Raw genomic sequence first — 19,009 nt, forward strand, 5'->3', positions numbered from 1 at the left:
GAAAAGTAGATTGTAGAATATATATGTATGGTAAGAAAAGACAATAGAAAGGTAATGGGATTAGCAGCAAGGGTTTTCCACTTTAGATTAGTGTTTTGAGTAATGACTAAGTAATAAATTTATTCTATAATATTACATTCATTATGTTTCTTAGTTTAATCCATTAGTATGTCAATTACAACAGTTAAGGCACGGCACTATTACTATATGTAATCAAAACTTTACAGTTTAAAGTCAATTAGAAATATTATTTCGCGAAAAATTTCTTAGAGCGTCTTTTAAGCGGTTCACAATTTTTACAGTGTATATTATCCTGTTACCGCTCTTTTCCAAGCAGAAATGCCCCCCATAACATTTTTAACTTTGCACCCTTCTGATGCTAACAATTGACAAACTTTTGCAGAACGTGCTCCCGAATGACATATGACGTAGTATTCTTGTTCTTTATCCAAATTTTCTTTAGCTTTCGTAAGATTACTTAAAGTTAAATGAATAGACTCTTCTATATCTTATTTTGCCATTCATCGAGTTCTCGAACATCTAGTAATACTATTTTTTCTCTTTTCCATTTCTGTTCAAATTCTGGCATAGTTATTGATTGGTACATTAATATTCCACCTTCTCTAGCTAAAATTTACATAAAAAAAATCTCAGCACTTAATATACCTCCAGCGGTATAATTTGTAAAGAAGGGTATTATATTTCACAAAAAAACAACTGAATATAACAAAAATACTATATTTAGTTGTTTTGTGTTGTTTTAACTACATAAAATGTTAAGATAGACATGAGAAAAGTAGCAGGAGGTGTTTTATTGAACCAATTTAAAAGACAAGAAATGATTTTTGATTTGTTGAAAGTTAACGGAGAGGTATCGTCAAATGAACTCGCTGCTGAGTTAAGTGTCTCCATGATGACCATTAACCGCGATCTTAAAGAGATTTCCACATGGGGTGAGATCCAACTTGTTCATGGCGGGGCTGTTTACCGAGGAGAAAATGCTTTAGAAAATCCCATCTCTATTAAAGAAGAAGTTAGTGTTCAAGAAAAAAAACAAATCGGTAAGTTTTGTAGAGGATTAGTCAAACCTGGTAGTGCTGTTTTTATTGAGACAGGAACTACTGCTTTGGCTGTGGCAAGAGAAATTTTTACTATTGAAGGATGCCATTTTTATACCAACTCCTTATTAGTTCTTAATTCTTTATCCAAATATGAAGGAATTCAGTTGCACAGTGTTCCTGGAAAGTACCGTGAATTATCTAAAGGTTTTTTAGGATTAGAAACGGCTGATTTTGTTAGAAATTTCAACTTTGATGTAGCTTTTATAGGTGCTGAAGGAATTAGTGCTGACTTTGGAATCACCCTACCGAACGAGGAAGATGCGTTTACAAAAAGAGCCATTATGAACCAGTCGAAGAAAACTATTTTGGTGGCAGATCATAAAAAATTTGGTCGCTCTTACCTTTATAAAATCGGTGATGTTGAAGAGGTTAATCTGATTGTTACTGATTTAGATAGCCAACAAAAAAACTTTAAAGAATTAAAACCGTTGACGACTATTGTATCTATTAATGAGGAGGAAAATAAATATGACTATTAATTTAAATGAAGTAGCCCTACCAACTATCCATACAAAGCTTAAATCAGTTTATTTAACAGATGAAACAATGATTGCTCGAAAGGAAAATTTTTTAGCAAAAATGAAACAACAGGCGATCGATACCGCAATCATTTACGCAGACCGTGAACATGGTGCGAATTTCGAATATTTCACAGGATTTATTCCACGTTTTGAAGAAGCTTGTTTAGTTATCCACGCAAACGGAGAATGCTACTTATTATTAGGAAATGAAAACCTAAAACTAGCGGCTCACTCTCGCATCCCTGCTTATGCGGTTCACGTGCCTTACTTCTCTTTACCCAATCAACCAATGAATGGAGAAAAAACATTATCAGATCATTTTAAAGAAAGTCAAATTCTTCCCGATGCTACAATTGGTATTATTGGATGGAAATTATTTACATCTAGCCAATACGACAATAGTGGATTATTCGACTTACCTTTTTATATCTTAGACAGTTTAATCAATTATGTTGCAGACCGTAAGCAATTAAAAAACTTTGCTTCAGCCCTTATCTCTCCAGAAGACGGATTACGTACGACTCATAATGCCAACGAGATCGCTCATTTTGAATATGGAGCAACCCTAGCTGGAAAAGGTATGTTCGCAGCAATCCAAGCTGTGGACGTAGGTAAAACAGAAAAAGAAATTGGCGCTTTACTCGCTCTAGATGGTCAACCGAATACTGTGACGACGATTAGTGCTGCTGGCAAACGGTTTACTAATGCTACTCTTTATCCAAGAGACAACGAAGCCTTGTTAGGCGATAACTATTCTATGACAGTAGGATATAAAGGTGGGCTAAGTAGTCGTGCTGGCTTTGTAGCAGCTTCGAAAGAAGATCTGCCAGAAAATCAAAGCGACTATTTAGAAAAAGTGGGCATCCCGTACTTTACTGCATACGCTACTTGGTTGGAAACTATTCGTGTAGGAACGGTTGGAGATGACTTTTATGACAAGATAGAGGAAGTCTTCCCTGCTGATGTTTATGGTTGGACCTTGAATCCAGGACATTACACAGGAGATGATGAATGGATGTCATCACCATTTTTTAAAGGTTCTAACGTTGTTGTGAAGAGCGGTCAATTGTTCCAAGTAGATATCATTCCGAGTGTTCCTGGCTACTCAGGAGCAAGTTGTGAAGAACCAGTCGCTATCGCGGATAAAGCACTACAAGAAGAATTAAAAGAACAGTATCCTGATGTGTGGAATCGAATCGCAGAAAGAAGAAATTACATCAAAAATGTAATCCAAATAGACATAACAGATGATGTGTTGCCTTTAAGTGATACCGTTGCATTTTATACGCCATTCTTATTAAACAAAACGTTAGCTTATACGAAAAAAGTTTAAACATAAGACCTCCCATTATTTTTGTTGGGAGGTTTACTTTTCCTTTCGGTGTTCTGTCTTTCTATGCCTCATTGATAAATAAGATACTGTTCAATAGAAGTTGAAAAGCTTACGGACCAATAGGGTTGCAATTAAACGTACAATAATGGTTAATGGCATAATTTGTAAGGTTGCGCTGGTCTTCTAAAATTCAGTCCAGGAATGGATTTCGACAAAGTGTTACCTACTAAAAGAATAATTATCTGTTTATCAAGAAGAATTCAATAAATTTCTCGAAATAACCTTGTAAAAGCCTATCAAACGCTATAATATGGACTTTAAGACACGAAATAGAAAGAGGCAACAAAACGATGACTATTATTCAAGCAGAACCAGCTAATATTGAAGAATTAAAAACTAAAGCAAATACAAAAGACAATTGGAAAATCAGACTCGAAGCCGTTACTGAATTAGCAAACTATGACTGTCAAAAATCAAGATATATCTTAACAAAACTTGCTTCAAATGACCGTGTTTTTGCAGTAAAAGAAGCTGCTTTTAACGCTGCACAAGCGATGGGCGTCACAAAAAAAGGCTTGCCTTTAGAACTAAAACGCAAAGATATTAGATACAGCAGCAAAGACTTTGCAAAAGTTTTTAGTCGTGTTAAACGTGATACACAAATGGAAGAATTTGATTTAGATGTCTTCAAAAAACAATTTCAAATCGTCAGTCCTGAAATGCATGATGTTATGCAATACGAAGAACAGGAAAACTTTGATTTGTGGATTGCAGCTTCATATGCAAATTTACGATAGACCTTGAAGCAAAAAAGGAACCCCTTATAGGGGTTCCTTTTTTTATGCTTCTAATCGTGATACTTTTTTTGTAATGAGTAGAACTACTAGCATACTTGCTACTAACAAAATTACTGTAATAGCTAAAACTACTTGAACCCCGCCAACTGTCACTAAATTACTCGGTATGCTACAAAAGACTACAGATGAAACGATGGCTAAAGCTAACGAATTTCTCCACCATCCGATAGCTAAAGAAATTAAACTAATACTCGTAACTAAAATAACAGCAACGATCATAAGAGATAGCTGGCTCACAATTGTAGCGAAAGAGAGAGAATCATTAACTACAGAAAAAATAGACTCTGATACAAAAAACAAACTGTTGGTTAATAAAATGCCGATAAAAACGCCAAACCCACAAAACAGTTCACAGAAAATAATTTTTGCCCGTAAGATTTTCTTTCTAGCTACAGGGTAACTTAACGTCAAGTAAAGGTAATTGTCATTATAAGATTCCATTACCACTTTTCCTAGCATTGCCGTACCTAAACATGAAAAACCCGCTACGTTAATAATAAATGATAGGATATACAAAAATTTATAGGTCCCCATTTCCGGATCTGTTACCAAAATACTTGGATCAATCTGCGGAGCATAAGCTAATAAGTTTACCATTGCTAACGTAACTAATGGTATCAAAACGCTAGCAAGCAGATAAGGGGTTAGTGCGATTTTTTTTATTTCTAATTGAATAAGTTTCATTTCACACTACTCCTTCCATTTTGTTGATTAAGAAATTTTCTAAGCTATCATGATATTTAGCTACTAAATCTTGCTTTCTTTCATCTAAAACAAGTTGACCATCATAGATTACACCGATTCGTGTAGCAACAGATTCTACTTCAGTTAAAATATGACTCGACATGATAATCGTTTTTCCTAACAATGAAATCTCTTCAATCAATTCACGGAATTGTTTTATCCCTCTAGGATCAAGACCATTTAATGGTTCATCAATAATCAGCAAATCAGGATTATGAATTAAGCATCTTGCTAATACTAGCCTTTGGCGCATTCCTAACGAATATTCTTTAACAGGACGATCATTGTCAATAGTCAAACCTACAGTTTTAAGCCAATCGCTAATCCGGTTATTAGAGACTCCCATATATTTACAGTGGATGTTTAAATTTTCATCTGCAGATAAATGTTCGTAAAAAACGGGTTCATTGATATTTGAACCAATTTTTGTTTTTATTTTTTCCAAATCTTTGCTCTCATTTAAAATAGCAATTTCTCCATTGGTTGCTTTAGATAAGCCTGTCAAAATCTTAAATAAGGTCGATTTTCCTGCGCCATTTTTTCCAAGTAAAACATAGACTTCTCCTTTTTCAACACTTAAACTGAAATTTTTCAACACTTCTTTTCTACCATAGTTCTTCTCTATACTTATGACTTCAACACTTCTTGTCATTTTTTAATCTTCCTTTCTTATTTGTTTTTGTATTTTATAGCAAATGATAGATACCATTGGTATGTATCTCTATAAAAAAAATAGCTTTTTATCAGCTATTCTTTTTTAAAATAGAAAATAGTTTGAAACTTTCTTGAACGATTTCATCTGTTAATAAAGGAACACCTACTCCATTAAACATCTTTTGGATGAATAAAATTTTACGGCGTAGTTCTTCTTCTGATAAAACACTAAGTTGAAATCCTATCCATAAATTAAACGTTAGCATCAGCAATTCTGAAATCTCTTCTGGATAATCAGTTTGAATGGATCCATCAGCGACTCCTTCATCAACTATTCTTTTCATTTCTGGGACAAGATCATTGAAGACTTGCAAGTATTGTTCGCCCAATATTCTTGGACTTCTCAACGCAACTGCAGCAGAATAACCGATTGATTGTCTTTTATAAGCATTGAACGTATCTTTTAAGACATTTTGCAATTTTTCTAATCCAGTGTCTCCATGCAAATTATTAGGGACAGCTTCTTCATCTGCTTCATCCATTAGTGCTTCTAGAATAGCGAATTTTGATTTAAAGTGGTGGTAAATAACACCTTTGGTCATGTTCCCTAGACCATCAACAATGTCTTGAATAGAAGTGCCATCATAGCCTTTTTCTAGAAATAATTTTTCTGCTACATCCAGTATTTTCTTCTTCGTTTCTTCAGGGTACTTGTTTCTTGCCAACTATCTCACCTCACATAAATACCAGTGGTATGTATCTACATAATACATACCACTGGTATTTATGTCAACAATAATTAATTACTACATGACCTATTTTAAAAAGTAATGAGTATCGTTTTTTTTAATACTATTCAGCCTAGTCATTTATACTTTAGTTATACGTCTTACTTAAGCTATTTAAGTGCAACGATATCTAAACTACAATCAAACGAATTGACTTTTTTTTGTTACAATTATAAACTCTCCATATCAGAGTAAGGAGGTTTTGCCAATAAAAAACGACTACTTTTAGTTTGAGAAATTCTTTTGTTGATTTTAGAAATGCTGTCTAGATTAAACTACGTTACTCTAGGTATACTATACTATTTTTAATGATTATTGACATTGTACTTCCAATTATTAGTCGCTTGGCACCTTCTCTTTTATCCCCCACTAATAACTTTAGTCATTTTCCAATGAACAGTTTTTTTTCCAATTCATATCCCTTGCTCTCAACCATATCATGTTGCACTTTCTCATACCCGAATTTTCGATGTTTCATTGGTAAAAACTCATTTTTTTAATAAACTCAAAGGCTTAAATTTCATTTAAATAACAGTAATTTTTTAAGAAGAATATCCTTTCTATTTGAACTGTTGAATCTTTGTAGTAAAAATAAGTAGTTAGACTATAACCATGTATAAAAAATTCAGGAGGAATATTTCATGTGCACAGGTTTAGCTTATACGAATGATACATTTTATTTTGGAAGAAATCTTGATTTGGAGTATTCTTTAAATAATAAAGTTGTTGTTACACCAAGGAATTACAATTTTAAATTACGTAAAGAAGAAGAACTTACTTCACATTATTCGATCATTGGCATGGCTATGGTAGTAGATGATTACCCGTTATATTTTGATGCTGTTAATGAAAAAGGGCTTGGAATGAGTGGATTAAACTTTGACGGTTTTGCAGTATATCATGACGAGAAAAAAGACAAAAAAAATGTTACCCCTTTTGAATTTATCCCTTATTTATTAGGCAAATGTGCTACTGTCGAAGAAGCTAAAGATTTATTAAAAGAGATCAATCTGATTAATATTTCTTTTAGCGAAAAACTACAATTATCGCCATTGCATTGGTTGATATCAGATAAAGACAGTTCAATTGTCGTTGAATCAACAGCTGAAGGATTACAAGTATACGACAATCAATTTGGTGTACTAGCTAACAATCCTTCTTTCCCCTATCATAAATACAATATGAGCAATTACTTAAACCTTACGTCAAATATTCCTGAAAATCGCTTAAGTTCTAAGGTTGATTTAGATGTCTACAGTCGAGGAATGGGAGCTATTGGTCTTCCTGGCGATCTTTCTTCTCAATCAAGATTTGTTCGTGCAGCATATGCTCGTTTAAATTCTGTTGCAGATAAAACAGAAAATGCAAATGTTTCTCAATTTTTCCATATTTTAGATTTTGTAGCGCAACCAAGAGGTGGTGCTATGGCACCAGAAGGAATTTATGAAATCACTCAATATTCTTCTTGTGTAAGCACTGAAACGCAAACTTATTACTATAAAACGTATGAGAATAGCCAAATATGTGCTGTGTCTATGAAAGATTTACCTTTAGACAGCTCCAATCTATTTGTTTACGAGTTAGAAAAAGATCAAGCTATTAACTACACTAACTAGTCAATTAAAAAGTGAGCCTTGAAGGAACTAGGATAATTCTTAGTTTTTTCAAGGTTTTTTTCGGATTTTTTTCAATAACAAAACAGAATGATTACGGGACGATAAAACGAATCATAGCCTGTTAAATTATTCAATATTCTCATCCTTCTTCAATTCCTTATATCAACAACATTTGTAACCGATTGCATTTAATGCGATAATAAGGTGATATGTCCAGTCATTCTGTACATAATCAATTAGGAGGTTACGAACATGCACCACAAAAAATTAAAAACGATTGGTTTTGTCAACAGTCACAAACCTGGTGAGAAACGAATTGCCTTATTGCCTAAAGACATTACACGGATAAATCACAGAGAAGCTTTATTTTTTGAGGAAGGCTATGGAAGTGATTTAAATATTTCTGATACTGAATATGCTGCATTAGGTTGTCAAGTTGTTCCAAGAACTATCGTTTTAGAACAAGATATTATCTGTGATCCTAAAATTGGTGACGCTACTTTTATAAAAAATCTACGTCCAGGACAAACGATATTCGGATGGGTTCATGCTGTACAGAGTAAAGAAGTGACTGATATATTAGTAGAGAATAAACTTTCTGCTTACGCTTGGGAAGATATGTATGAAGATAATCGCCATTCTTACTGGCGCAATAATGAATTAGCTGGAGAAGCTGCTGTTATGCATGCTTACCAATTAAACGGAATTATGCCATACGATACAAAAGTTGCTATTTTAGGACGCGGAAATACAGCACGAGGCGCACAACGGACGTTAATCGGATTGGGTGCAGATGTTAGAGTTTATAATCGCAACCAAGAAAAGTTATTCCAAAAAGAAATGAACGAGTTTGATGTGATTGTCAATGCAATCTTATGGGATACTTCACGTAAAGATCATTTGATTTATCAAACAGATTTAAAAAAATTCAAACCTGGAACATTAATCATTGATGTCAGCTGTGACGAAAATGGTGCTGTAGAAACGTCTGTACCGACTACTTTGGAAAACCCAATTTACGAAATCAATGATGTTATACATTACGCAGTAGATCATACACCAACCATTTTTTATCGTTCTACTTCACGTGCGATTTCAAAGGAAACCTATAAGTATATAGACGACTTAGTTGAAGGTTGTCCTAACGCAATCTTAGAAGATGCTCTGATTATTGAACGAGGTCATATTATTGATGAACGCATCAATCAATTTCAAAATAGAACAATACCTCTTCAATTTATCAATTCTGATGAAAGAAATTCTGTATAACAAATTTATTTGGACTATCCTTCAAGAACTCCCCACTTCTTAAAACTAACCAATTAAAATAAGTGATTAATAAACTGATATAAATTCAAGCTACTTTTGAATTTATATCAGTTTATTTTTCACTTCATTGTTTATTTAAATAATGAAAGTAATAACATACATAATACATAAAGCAAAAAATCAGCAAGTATGAATTAGGTTCAATACCATATACATACCTGCTAATTAGATGTTTAATATAAATCAAAAATTTAAAAAGGTGATTGGTACAAAAAAGTCGACAGTCTAACGTTTCAAAATCTTTTCAATTTCGTCTAATTCTGAAGGCGAAAAATCAAGATTATCTAATGCTTTGACATTATCCTCAATTTGGCTTACCTTGCTGGCTCCAATCAGTACACTTGTGACTTTTCCATTTCTTAAAATCCACGAAACAGCCATTTCAGCTAACGTTTGACCTCGGCGTTTCGCGATTTCGTTTAGTGCTCTTGATTTTTCTAAGGTAGCTTTTACCTTTACTTCATCTAAGAACTGACTTGTTGTCCGACCCGCTCTTGAATCTTTTGGAATGCCATCCAGGTAACGGTCTGTCAACATACCTTGCGCTAAGGGACTAAACGCAATCGTTCCTAATTGGTTTTCTTGTAAAACATCTTGTAGACCATCTTCTATCCAACGGTTATACATACTGTAAGAAGGTTGATGAATAATGAAAGGCGTTTTTAATTCTTTAAATATTTTTGAAATTTCAGTTGTTTGTTCTGCAGAGTAATTAGAAATTCCAATATACAAAGCTTTACCTTGGCGAACCATTAAGTCCAATGCATGTGCTGTTTCTTCAAAAGGTGTATCCGGATCTGGACGATGAGAATAAAAGATATCAACATAATCTAATCCAAGGCGCTTCAAACTTTGGTCAATACTAGCAGTCAAATACTTTTTAGAACCAAATTCACCGTACGGGCCTGGCCACATATCATATCCGGCCTTGCTTGAAATAATCAACTCATCACGGTAAGGAAGCAAATCTTTCTTTAAAATGCGTCCAAAATTTTCTTCAGCACTACCCGCTGGAGGTCCGTAGTTATTAGCTAAGTCAAAATGTGTAATTCCCAAGTCAAATGCACGATGAACCATTTTACGGCTATTTTCAAATAAATCTACATCACCGAAATTATGCCACATCCCTAAAGATAATGCTGGCAATTTTAATCCACTGTTTCCCACACGATTGTAAATCATATTATCATAACGATTTTCTGCTGCTTGATACATTCAACCACTCCTGTTTTTTAATTTCTTTCTTTTTCAATTATAACGCTTTCACAGATGAGAAACAATCGATTGTAAAAGTTCACAGCATAATTCCATTAAGAATTTATATATTTTTTAATACAAAAAGAAGAACCGTGCTTGTAGAAGACGGTTCATCTTTTTTTTGCTCTGATTAGCTGTATACCTATTAGATTGTCTTAGTCATGATCAAATCGGTTTGCTCGTCCTCTCCCATAAAGAACGAATGCGAGCTGACTTGAATAAACCCATTCTTTTTATAAAAGGATAGAGCACTTAAATTTTCTTCCCAAACACCTAACCAAATTACTTTTTTATTCCTTTCTTTTGCAAATTGTTTAGCTTTCTCGATCAAAAATGTGCCATATCCTTTTCTTTTACGGTCACTTTTAATATAGATTCTTTCAATTTCTACAGCATTTTCATCAATTTTTTCCGTTTGGGCATCACCTATGTTCAATTTTAAGTAACCGACTATTTCTTCATTATCTAATAGAAAGAAAAAAGTAGAATTTTCATTTGTAAGTTCTTGTTTGAGTTGTGCATTATTGTAGGCTTTTTCCAAATAGTTTTTTAGGTCTTCCTCAGTGTTTTGATCCTTAAAGGTATCTGTAAACAGTTCTATACTGATTTTTTGAAGTGATTTTAAATCTTCTAAGGTACATTTTTTCAATTCCATAATACTAGTCTCCTTTAGTAATTTCGTTTAATCCCTTTTTTAACCAGATCCCAGTCAGATTCTGTATTCTGTTTTATTTTGGTTAAAATTTGAGAAAAAATTTTGATTTCTTCGTCCGACAAGCCTTTTAGTGCAACCTCATTAGAATAAAGATTTTCTTTCACAATACACTCCGCTAATTCATCACCTTTAGGTGTAGTAAATAACCTTTTGATTTTTTTATTCACTGAATCAGCTCTCTTTTCAATTAGTCCATTCTGTTCAAGTTTTTGAATAGCTCTTGATGCAGTAGTACGATCTACTTTTATCATTTCACTTAAATTATCTGGTATAATTCCTGGATTTTCTTTAATCCTTACTAAGTAGAGGTATTGTCCTCTTGTAAGATTAAGCTCTTTAAATTCTATATTAGCGATAGAGTCTAAGGCTCTTGCAATTACTCCAATGTCACGAAGAATGTCTATCATTTCGTTCCCCCTTTTTGTTCTTAACAATTCCTATTATAACGATTTTTGTTGTAATTGCAACAAAAAAGAAGAACGACACTTTTTAAGTGTTGTTCTTCTTTTTTATATACAAGCTTAAGTGAGTAGCATTACTACCATTAGCTCATTTTTTAGCCATCTAATTCATTGTAATTCAATAAGCGATTGATATGAACTGCTAAATATGTTAATTCATCATTCGGTACCTCTTTATCGTATATTTTTCCCACGTACTCTTTAACTTTAAAAGCACTATTCATGGCTTGAGGATAAAGAATTGCAATTTGTTCAAACAATTCTTTATCGCCTTTTTCCATCAATTCATCTGCAAAAAACCGCTCTACAAAAAATTTAACATGTGTAATAAAACGTACATAATGAATGGATTCAGTATTGACCGTTGTATTTAAGCTATACCGAATTAAATTAACGATGCTCCCGACCATTTTAGCGTATTTCATACCATCAGCATTTTGATTATCTGAATTTTGTGCATTGATCAAATGAAACGCAATATTCGCAGCTTCCTCTTCCGGTAAATTAGTTTCTAAAGCCTTGTTTACCAAGGTACGGGCATACTCACCAATATGGAATTCTTTTGGGTAATAGCTCTTTATTTCCCAATATACTCGATTGATAATGTTAATTCCTTTTTCTGCTCTCTCTACTGCAAAATTTAAATGATCCATTAGTGTGAAGTAGATACTAAGATTTAACGGAGAACCTAAATACTGTTCTGCGTACTGAACAATCTCCTGAGTTATATCAAAATAAACGGGAGAGATTGCATCAACCAAGTCTAAAAGCTGTTGAGTCTGTATGTTTTCTACAGGAAGAAAAGATTGATCTACTTGGTTATCTTCAATAGACATTCCGGTTTTCTTCCCATATCCAATCCCTTTTCCAAACACAACCATTTCTTTACCATCTTTTTCTACTAAGACGACACTTGAATTGAGTACTTTTTTAATATGTGACAAAGAAAATCACTCCCGTTTATTTTTTTAGTCTATACTTGCTCCATTTGTTTCAATAACTTCTTTATACCAATAAAAGGAGTCTTTTTTCAATCGATCAAGCGTCCCATTACCTTCATCGTCTTGATCAACATAAATAAATCCATAACGTTTTGACATTTGAGAGGTCCCTGCGCTAATGATATCAATTGCACCCCAGCTGGTGTACCCAATTAGGTCTACACCTTCATCAATGGCTTCACCCATTTGTTTAAAGTGTTCTTTAAAATAATCGATTCGATAAGGGTCATGAATTTTTCCTTCAACAACTTCGTCTTTTGCGCCCATACCATTTTCTACTATCATCAATGGTACTTGATAACGATCATATAATTCAAGTAAAGAAATTTTCAATCCTTTAGGATCAATTTGCCATCCCCAATCAGTAGATGGAAGATAAGGATTTTTCACTCCTAAAACAGTGTTTCCTGCTGTACGCTCGGCATTTTCATCGCCTGATTCAGTCATAGACATATAGTAACTAAACGATACAAAGTCTACCGTATGTTCTTTTAAAATAGTTCGATCATTTTCTTCCATTTTAATATGGATGCCTTTATTTTCTAATTGACGTTCAATTAATTTAGGGTATTCTCCAAAAACTTGAACATCTGCATAAAAAAGATTTTCTAAATTCTTTTTCAAAGTAAGCTCTACGTCAATTGGTGTACAAGTCCTTGGGTACGTTGTTAACTTCGTAATCATGCAACCAACTTCACTGCCTTTTATTTTTTCATGGCAATCTTTCGTTACTAAAGCAGATGCAACAAATTGATGGTGCAGTGCTTGATAAATAATTTCCTCTTCTTTACCTTCTGGACATTTGTCTGGAATGATTCCTGCTGTCGTAAATGGATGACGGTGAATGCTGTCAATTTCATTAAATGTCAGCCAGTATTTAACTAAATCTTTATAGCGATCAAAACACACATTTGAAAAACGAACAAAATCATCGATTACTCGGCGATCAGCCCAACCATTGTATTCCAAACTTAACGCTAGGGGCATTTCATAATGAGACAATGTTACTATTGGTTCAATATTCAACCGCTTCATTTCTTGAAATAAATTATCATAAAAAATTAGCCCTTTTTCATTAGGTTCAGCTTCTTCTCCTGTAGGAAAGATTCTAGACCAAGCAATAGATACACGTAGAGCCTTCGTACCCATCTCAGCGAATAAAGCTAGATCCTCTTTGTATCTATGGTAGAAATCAATCCCACGACGCTTAGGATAGATTTTATCAGATGGATCTTCCATTGCTTCTGTAACGCTTTCTGTTGTTATTTTCATATGTCCTGCAAAATTTTTCACATCTAAATCAGGTTTATAGGTTGCTACATCTGCGACAGATAGCCCTTTACCATCTTTATTCCATGCTCCTTCTGCTTGGTTCGCTGCAATTGCACCGCCCCATAGAAATCCTTTTGGAAAGTGTGTTGTTTTAGTCATATTTATTCTCCTATCTGTGCTACCGTCATAACGGTTTGATTTTGGTTTGCTTTTTCATGTGTAATGGTTTGATTGATCTTAAACAATTCTTTATTGGTTACCACTGCTATAACCGTTGGATCATATCCAGCATTTGCGATAGCTTTTATATCAAATGATACCAAACGATCACCTGCTTTAACGATATCACCCTCTTTAACATGTGGTGTGAAGTATTTCCCTTCTAATTGCACGGTTTCTAATCCAATATGAAAAAGAACTTCAGCCCCATTCCTCATTTTCATTCCTATTGCATGATGCGTTTCAAATAACATAGTAATCGTGCCATCAGCCGGAGCATGCAGTTCTCCTATTTCAGGAATAATAGCAATACCCTCACCTACTAGCTTAGTTGAAAATACTTCATCATTTACTTCAGCTAAAGGAATGACTTCTCCTTCAATTGGGCTATAAAAATTGGTACTTCCTGATATGTTCTCCGCAAAAGCTTGTTTTTCTGATTCAACTGCTTCTTCTTTCCATATAAATAGTACAGCAACAAATGAGACTACAAATGAGATACCCAATGTCACAAAAGCATACACTAAATTTAAGGTGTTTTCGGGAGAAGCAAACATAGTAATACTAGCCAAACCTGGTCCAACTAGTGCAAAAGCTTCAACCGCCATAATGCCTATAAATGCTCCGCCTATCAAACTTCCGAGCATGACACTATATAAGACTTTTTTATGCAAAATTGTGACTCCATAAAGTGCTGGTTCTGTAATTCCAAACAACGCTGAGATTCCTGCTGATAATGCAGTAGATTTCAACCTTTTATCTTTGCTTTTTACAGCAACTGCAAAACAGGCGCCAGACTCAGCAAGGTTATGAGCTAAAGAAGCCGGCAAATAAAGCAATTCACGACCCATTTCACTTATAGAAGTGACTGCATATGGAATCATCGCTTTGTGCATCCCTGTTACTACCATAAACGGTAAGAAAGCAGCAAGAGCAGCAGTTGCAACCCATCCAAATTGGTTAAATAGGAATAAGATAACGTTTGCAAATCCTTGTCCAACAGTAATGCCGATTGGACCTAATACTAATAGCGTTATTGGTACAGTAATTAACAATGACATCATAGGAACAAAGAAAATTCTAATAGCTTTAGGAGAGTACTTTGTAAATAGTTTCTCCATTTGAGCATACAGTAAAATACACAAGATTGCTGGAAAAACTTGTGAAGCATAAGCTACATTTGGAACACCAATGGAGAATAACGAAGTTCCTTCTGAAATCAATGTGGTCATACTTGGAAGAATCAACGCTCCAACTGCAGATACTGCAACAAGTGAATTGACTTTTAGTTTATTAGCTGTTGTCATAGCTACCAGTATTGGTAAGAAATAAAGAGGTGCTCCTCCAATAAGATCTAATATTTGATAGGTCTGAGAAGCTGGGTCTATCCAACCAAACATTGAAATGAGTAATAACATAGATTTCAATATTCCACCACCTGCAATTGCAGGAATTAACGGTTGAAAAATACTAATGATAAAATCCATTACTAAACTACTTAGTTTTTGTTTAGGTTTATTTCCAGGTCCGTTCGATGCTGGAATATCTCCTATTACTTTTAACACTTCGTCGTAAACTTCTACAACTTCATTACCAATAATTACTTGGCATTGAACATTTTGTCGAACGCCCATAACACCATCAATTTGTTCCAACTCTTTAATGTCTACTTTAGAATCATCATTTAATGTGAATCTAAGTCTAGTAGAACAATGTTCTAAATGCGAAATGTTTTGTTTTCCACCAACTTTCTTAACAATTTCTGCAGCCGTTTGTTGATAATTCATTTATGAATTCCTCCTTTTATTATGGCAGATGAGATTTTAGTATACAAAAAAGGACCTAAAAAACGGCTCATAGGATTTTACTCCTAGTAATTCGTTGTTTTAGGTCCTGCCTGCATTACCAGTCACATGCCTGATTAAGTTACCATTACTATACTACAGGATTTTGAAAACGTCAACATAAAATAAAAAAGCAATAATTTTAGTACTCTTATAGCATTCGTTACTTTATTTCATTTTACTTGAATATAAATCTGTAAAATAATTTTACAAGATTCATTTGCAAACACTCTTCTATGTCTTGCATTGCACGTGAACTATCTGTTCAATTAATTCTCTTTTTTCCTTATTTATGTTTCCCCATCTTTGAGATAACAGTTATTAGTTGCTGTTAATCAACTATTGTTTTAGCTATCCTAACACTAGTTACTTTCTTTTTATAAAAAACGTTTAACACTAACCCAGTTATGACAACTGCAATTGCTAAATAAAATGCTTTAGTATAGTCACCATTATTATTGATAGAAATTGCTGCTGACACTTTTGGAGCAATAAAAGCAGCTGTTGAATATCCGATAAATACGATACCATAGTTGACTCCTTGGAATTTTGGCCCAAAGTTATCCATAACAAGTGATGGAAATACCCCCATAACGCCACCGAAACATAATCCCAGTCCGATGATCCCAATAGCAAATCCAAGTGTCGTTTGAATCAGAATCAAAATAACAAACATTAGTGCAATGATACTATATATAATCGTAATGGTAGTAGATTGCCCTAGTTTATCAGAAATAGTTCCCCAGACTACCCTTCCTAATGTATTGCTTAATGAATAAAGACTGACATAAAATGCTGCTGTAGCCGCTGTTAAACCAAAGGTGGATTGGCCGATAGCCGCTGCATTAGAGGCAATCATCAAACCAGAAAATGAACCTGTTGCAAACATCAATAGAATAAGATAAAAATTGATGGATTGAAGCATTTCTTTCCAATTTTTGCTGACAACTTTAACTTGCAAAGCTTGATTTTGTTTTACATTTGTTTTACTTGATGTAATTTGTTTAGGTGCAACTTTAATAAATAAACTACATGTAAAACCAATTAGAATATACGTTATTCCCATCCAAACAAATGCTGTACCTACACCTTTACTTTGAATCAATTGATTAGCAATTGGAGCTGCTATTATAGCTGCTCCTCCCATTCCTGCAGTAATCAATCCAGAAGCCAATCCTTTTTTGTCAGGGAAAAAACGGATTGTATTGCTTAAACAACCAGAATAAGCAAAACCTTGCCCAAACCCAGCTAAAACACCATAGTAAAGATACAATTGGAATAAACTAGTTGCTGTACCAGTCAAAGCAAACCCAGCTCCGAACAATACTGCTCCTGCCATAATGCTCCATTTAGACCAACCTTTATCGGTCAAAAATCCTCCTAAAACCATGGGAATAGGTCCTAAAGCTGCATTAATAGCAAAGGCTGTCATTACTTCTCCCATTGTCCAACTATTTGCTTCAGACAAAGGCCCTGCTAAAACACTAAAAGCATAAATTGCTCCTGTACACATTAAGATTCCCATAGAACTAACTAAAACTATCCACCGATTCGGTTTTTTAGACATAAAGTAAACGCTCCTTTTCTGTATTAGCTAAGATGATTTCTTTTAATCCACCCCAATTTTCTTCAAACATTCCTTTGTCCATTTCTTTTAAGTTTTCTGCTATCAAAGGTGTAAAATCCATTTGATTTAAAATATCTTGCTCTAACTCAATTCCAGGTGCTATTTCAATTAATCGTAGCATTCCTTCTTGTAAATCAAATACTGCACGTTCTGTTACATATAAGACTTCTTGATTAATGCTTGATGCGTATTGTCCACTAAATGTAATTTGTTCGACATTTTTCAAGAATTTTTTAACTCGGCCTTCCTGAATTATCGTTAATTTGCCATCTTTCACTTCTTCTTTTAACCCTCCAGCTGTGAATGTACCCGCAAAAACTAATTTTTTAGCTGCTTGAGAAATATTGATAAATCCACCACAACCTGCTACACGACCACTAAATTTAGAAACATTTACATTTCCAAATTGATCACTTTGAGCTAACCCTAAAACTGATAAATCTAATCCACCACCATCATAAAAGTCAAATTGTGAATGATGATCAACGATTGCTTCACTGTTATAAGCATGACCGAAGTCTTTCAATCCAGCTGGAACGCCCCCAACTGATCCGGCTTCTGTGGTTAAATTCAATTGATCGTTGACTCCTTCTTCTGCCGCTACGGTAGCTACATTCACTGGAATACCTACACCTAAATTCAAAATAGTTTCTGGAACCAGTTCAGCAGCTGCTCGGCGAGCAATTACTTTTCGAGCATCTAGCTCTAGAGGTACAACTGTATCTAAAGGTACTTTTACTTGACCAGAAAAAGCTGGATTGTATTGTGTATTCTCTGTTTGAAAATGGTTTTCAGGTTCGGAAACAACAATATAGTCGACTAAAATTCCAGGAACTCTTACATCTTTGGGATTCAACGATCCAGCTACTGCTAACGATTCTACTTGAGCAATCACGATTCCTCCTGAATTTTTAGCTGCTTGAGCGACAGGTAACACTTCCATATGCAGTCCTTCTTTTTCTAATGTTAAATTGCCTTTTTCATCTGCAACAGTCCCTCTAATTAAACCAACATCAACCGGAAAACTCTTATAAAATAACCATTCATCTCCCGCAATCTCAACTAGTTCTACTAAATCTTCAGTTGTACAGTCTGATATTTTCCCTCCCTCTAAGCGAGGATCCACAAACGTACGCATACCTACTTTCGTAAACAATCCAGGCCGTTTAGCAGCTATTTCGCGATATAGTTGAGCAATAACTCCTTGAGGTAAGTTATATGCTTCACACTTATTTTCCATGATCAAATCACTGATTTGTGGAGAAGCATTTACAATCCCGCCAATCCAACGTTTGATCAGCCCTTCATGTGCCAAGTGACTCATCCCTTTTGTTCTACGGTCTCCTACAGCACTTGCATGCATAACAGTTAAATTTTTAGGTTCTGCTTCTTCTTTGAACCGATTTTCAATGGCTATTAACATCTCTTCATTTACACACGACATTCCAAAACCTGTTACTGCTATCGTACTATTATCGTTAATTAGTTGTGCAGCTTCTGCTGCTGTAATTACTTTTGTCATTCTGACCAGCTCCTATTTGTGATTTATTTAACATGAACTTTTAAAAAAATTTTATGCTTTTTTATTTAAATAAGTTATTAAAATAGTGCTCTGTGAGTGTTTGTTTCATAGAGCACTTTTAACCAACC

Annotated in this window: 17 protein-coding genes; 5 read left to right on the forward strand and 12 right to left on the reverse strand. The window is 34.2% G+C overall.

Going from position 1 to position 19,009, the window contains the following annotated elements:
* Positions 1-308 precede the first annotated feature (308 nt).
* Positions 309-452, reverse strand: a complete 144-nt coding sequence (locus ACKI3H_RS07815; RefSeq protein ID WP_407371718.1) for a rhodanese-like domain-containing protein — start codon at positions 450-452, stop codon at positions 309-311.
* Between the two features lie 362 nt (positions 453-814).
* Here ACKI3H_RS07815 and ACKI3H_RS07820 point away from each other — a divergent pair, with 362 nt between their 5' ends.
* The 3 genes from ACKI3H_RS07820 to ACKI3H_RS07830 all read left to right on the forward strand — a co-directional run bounded on the left by ACKI3H_RS07820 (position 815) and on the right by ACKI3H_RS07830 (position 3,772).
* Entirely contained in the window at positions 815-1,600 is a 786-nt protein-coding gene (locus ACKI3H_RS07820; protein ID WP_407371719.1) for a DeoR/GlpR family DNA-binding transcription regulator, read from the forward strand.
* Positions 1,590-2,975 (forward strand): M24 family metallopeptidase, encoded by a 1,386-nt coding sequence (locus ACKI3H_RS07825; protein WP_407371720.1) that lies wholly within the window; start codon positions 1,590-1,592, stop codon positions 2,973-2,975. Before ACKI3H_RS07820 ends, ACKI3H_RS07825 begins: the two co-directional genes overlap by 11 nt.
* A gap of 350 nt (positions 2,976-3,325) precedes the next feature.
* Positions 3,326-3,772, forward strand: a complete 447-nt coding sequence (locus ACKI3H_RS07830) for a HEAT repeat domain-containing protein (protein ID WP_407371721.1) — start codon at positions 3,326-3,328, stop codon at positions 3,770-3,772.
* A 42-nt stretch (positions 3,773-3,814) separates the two neighbouring features.
* Here ACKI3H_RS07830 and ACKI3H_RS07835 read toward each other — a convergent pair whose 3' ends face one another.
* From ACKI3H_RS07835 to ACKI3H_RS07845, 3 genes are all read right to left on the reverse strand, one after another.
* The gene (locus tag ACKI3H_RS07835) at positions 3,815-4,516 is read right to left on the reverse strand and encodes a hypothetical protein (protein WP_407371722.1); all 702 of its coding nucleotides are present in this window, start codon (positions 4,514-4,516) and stop codon (positions 3,815-3,817) included.
* A 1-nt stretch (position 4,517) separates the two neighbouring features.
* Positions 4,518-5,228, reverse strand: a complete 711-nt coding sequence (locus tag ACKI3H_RS07840) for an ABC transporter ATP-binding protein (RefSeq protein WP_407371723.1) — start codon at positions 5,226-5,228, stop codon at positions 4,518-4,520.
* A gap of 91 nt (positions 5,229-5,319) precedes the next feature.
* Positions 5,320-5,955: a TetR/AcrR family transcriptional regulator gene (locus ACKI3H_RS07845; RefSeq protein ID WP_407371724.1), complete on the reverse strand. Its 636-nt coding sequence runs from the start codon at positions 5,953-5,955 to the stop codon at positions 5,320-5,322.
* A 704-nt stretch (positions 5,956-6,659) separates the two neighbouring features.
* On the opposite strand from ACKI3H_RS07845, the gene bsh reads away from it, so the two are divergent.
* Both bsh and ACKI3H_RS07855 read left to right on the forward strand, forming a co-directional pair.
* On the forward strand, positions 6,660-7,634 hold the full coding sequence (bsh, locus tag ACKI3H_RS07850; protein ID WP_407371725.1) for a choloylglycine hydrolase: 975 nt from the start codon (positions 6,660-6,662) through the stop codon (positions 7,632-7,634).
* A 252-nt stretch (positions 7,635-7,886) separates the two neighbouring features.
* On the forward strand, positions 7,887-8,903 hold the full coding sequence (locus ACKI3H_RS07855) for a N(5)-(carboxyethyl)ornithine synthase (protein ID WP_407371726.1): 1,017 nt from the start codon (positions 7,887-7,889) through the stop codon (positions 8,901-8,903).
* A gap of 285 nt (positions 8,904-9,188) precedes the next feature.
* On the opposite strand, the gene mgrA is transcribed toward ACKI3H_RS07855, so the two are convergent.
* From mgrA to ACKI3H_RS07895, 8 genes are all read right to left on the reverse strand, one after another.
* A complete protein-coding gene (gene mgrA / locus ACKI3H_RS07860; RefSeq protein ID WP_407371727.1) occupies positions 9,189-10,178 on the reverse strand; it encodes an L-glyceraldehyde 3-phosphate reductase in 990 nt (329 codons plus the stop codon).
* A gap of 187 nt (positions 10,179-10,365) precedes the next feature.
* The gene (locus ACKI3H_RS07865; RefSeq protein ID WP_407371728.1) at positions 10,366-10,875 is read right to left on the reverse strand and encodes a GNAT family N-acetyltransferase; all 510 of its coding nucleotides are present in this window, start codon (positions 10,873-10,875) and stop codon (positions 10,366-10,368) included.
* Positions 10,876-10,889: 14 nt separating this feature from the next.
* Positions 10,890-11,342 (reverse strand): MarR family winged helix-turn-helix transcriptional regulator, encoded by a 453-nt coding sequence (locus tag ACKI3H_RS07870; protein ID WP_407371729.1) that lies wholly within the window; start codon positions 11,340-11,342, stop codon positions 10,890-10,892.
* Between the two features lie 149 nt (positions 11,343-11,491).
* Positions 11,492-12,340: a PRD domain-containing protein gene (locus ACKI3H_RS07875; RefSeq protein ID WP_407371730.1), complete on the reverse strand. Its 849-nt coding sequence runs from the start codon at positions 12,338-12,340 to the stop codon at positions 11,492-11,494.
* Between the two features lie 24 nt (positions 12,341-12,364).
* Complete coding sequence (locus ACKI3H_RS07880; protein WP_407371731.1) at positions 12,365-13,828, reverse strand: glycoside hydrolase family 1 protein; 1,464 nt, start codon at positions 13,826-13,828, stop codon at positions 12,365-12,367.
* A 2-nt stretch (positions 13,829-13,830) separates the two neighbouring features.
* Positions 13,831-15,675: a beta-glucoside-specific PTS transporter subunit IIABC gene (locus ACKI3H_RS07885; protein WP_407371732.1), complete on the reverse strand. Its 1,845-nt coding sequence runs from the start codon at positions 15,673-15,675 to the stop codon at positions 13,831-13,833.
* A 388-nt stretch (positions 15,676-16,063) separates the two neighbouring features.
* Positions 16,064-17,299, reverse strand: a complete 1,236-nt coding sequence (locus ACKI3H_RS07890) for an OFA family MFS transporter (RefSeq protein ID WP_407371733.1) — start codon at positions 17,297-17,299, stop codon at positions 16,064-16,066.
* On the reverse strand, positions 17,292-18,881 hold the full coding sequence (locus ACKI3H_RS07895) for an acyl CoA:acetate/3-ketoacid CoA transferase (protein ID WP_407371734.1): 1,590 nt from the start codon (positions 18,879-18,881) through the stop codon (positions 17,292-17,294). The genes ACKI3H_RS07890 and ACKI3H_RS07895 overlap by 8 nt, the downstream gene beginning before the upstream one ends.
* Positions 18,882-19,009 lie beyond the last annotated feature (128 nt).

Source organism: Carnobacterium sp., from assembly GCF_045617425.1.
Lineage (GTDB): Bacteria > Bacillota > Bacilli > Lactobacillales > Carnobacteriaceae > Carnobacterium_B.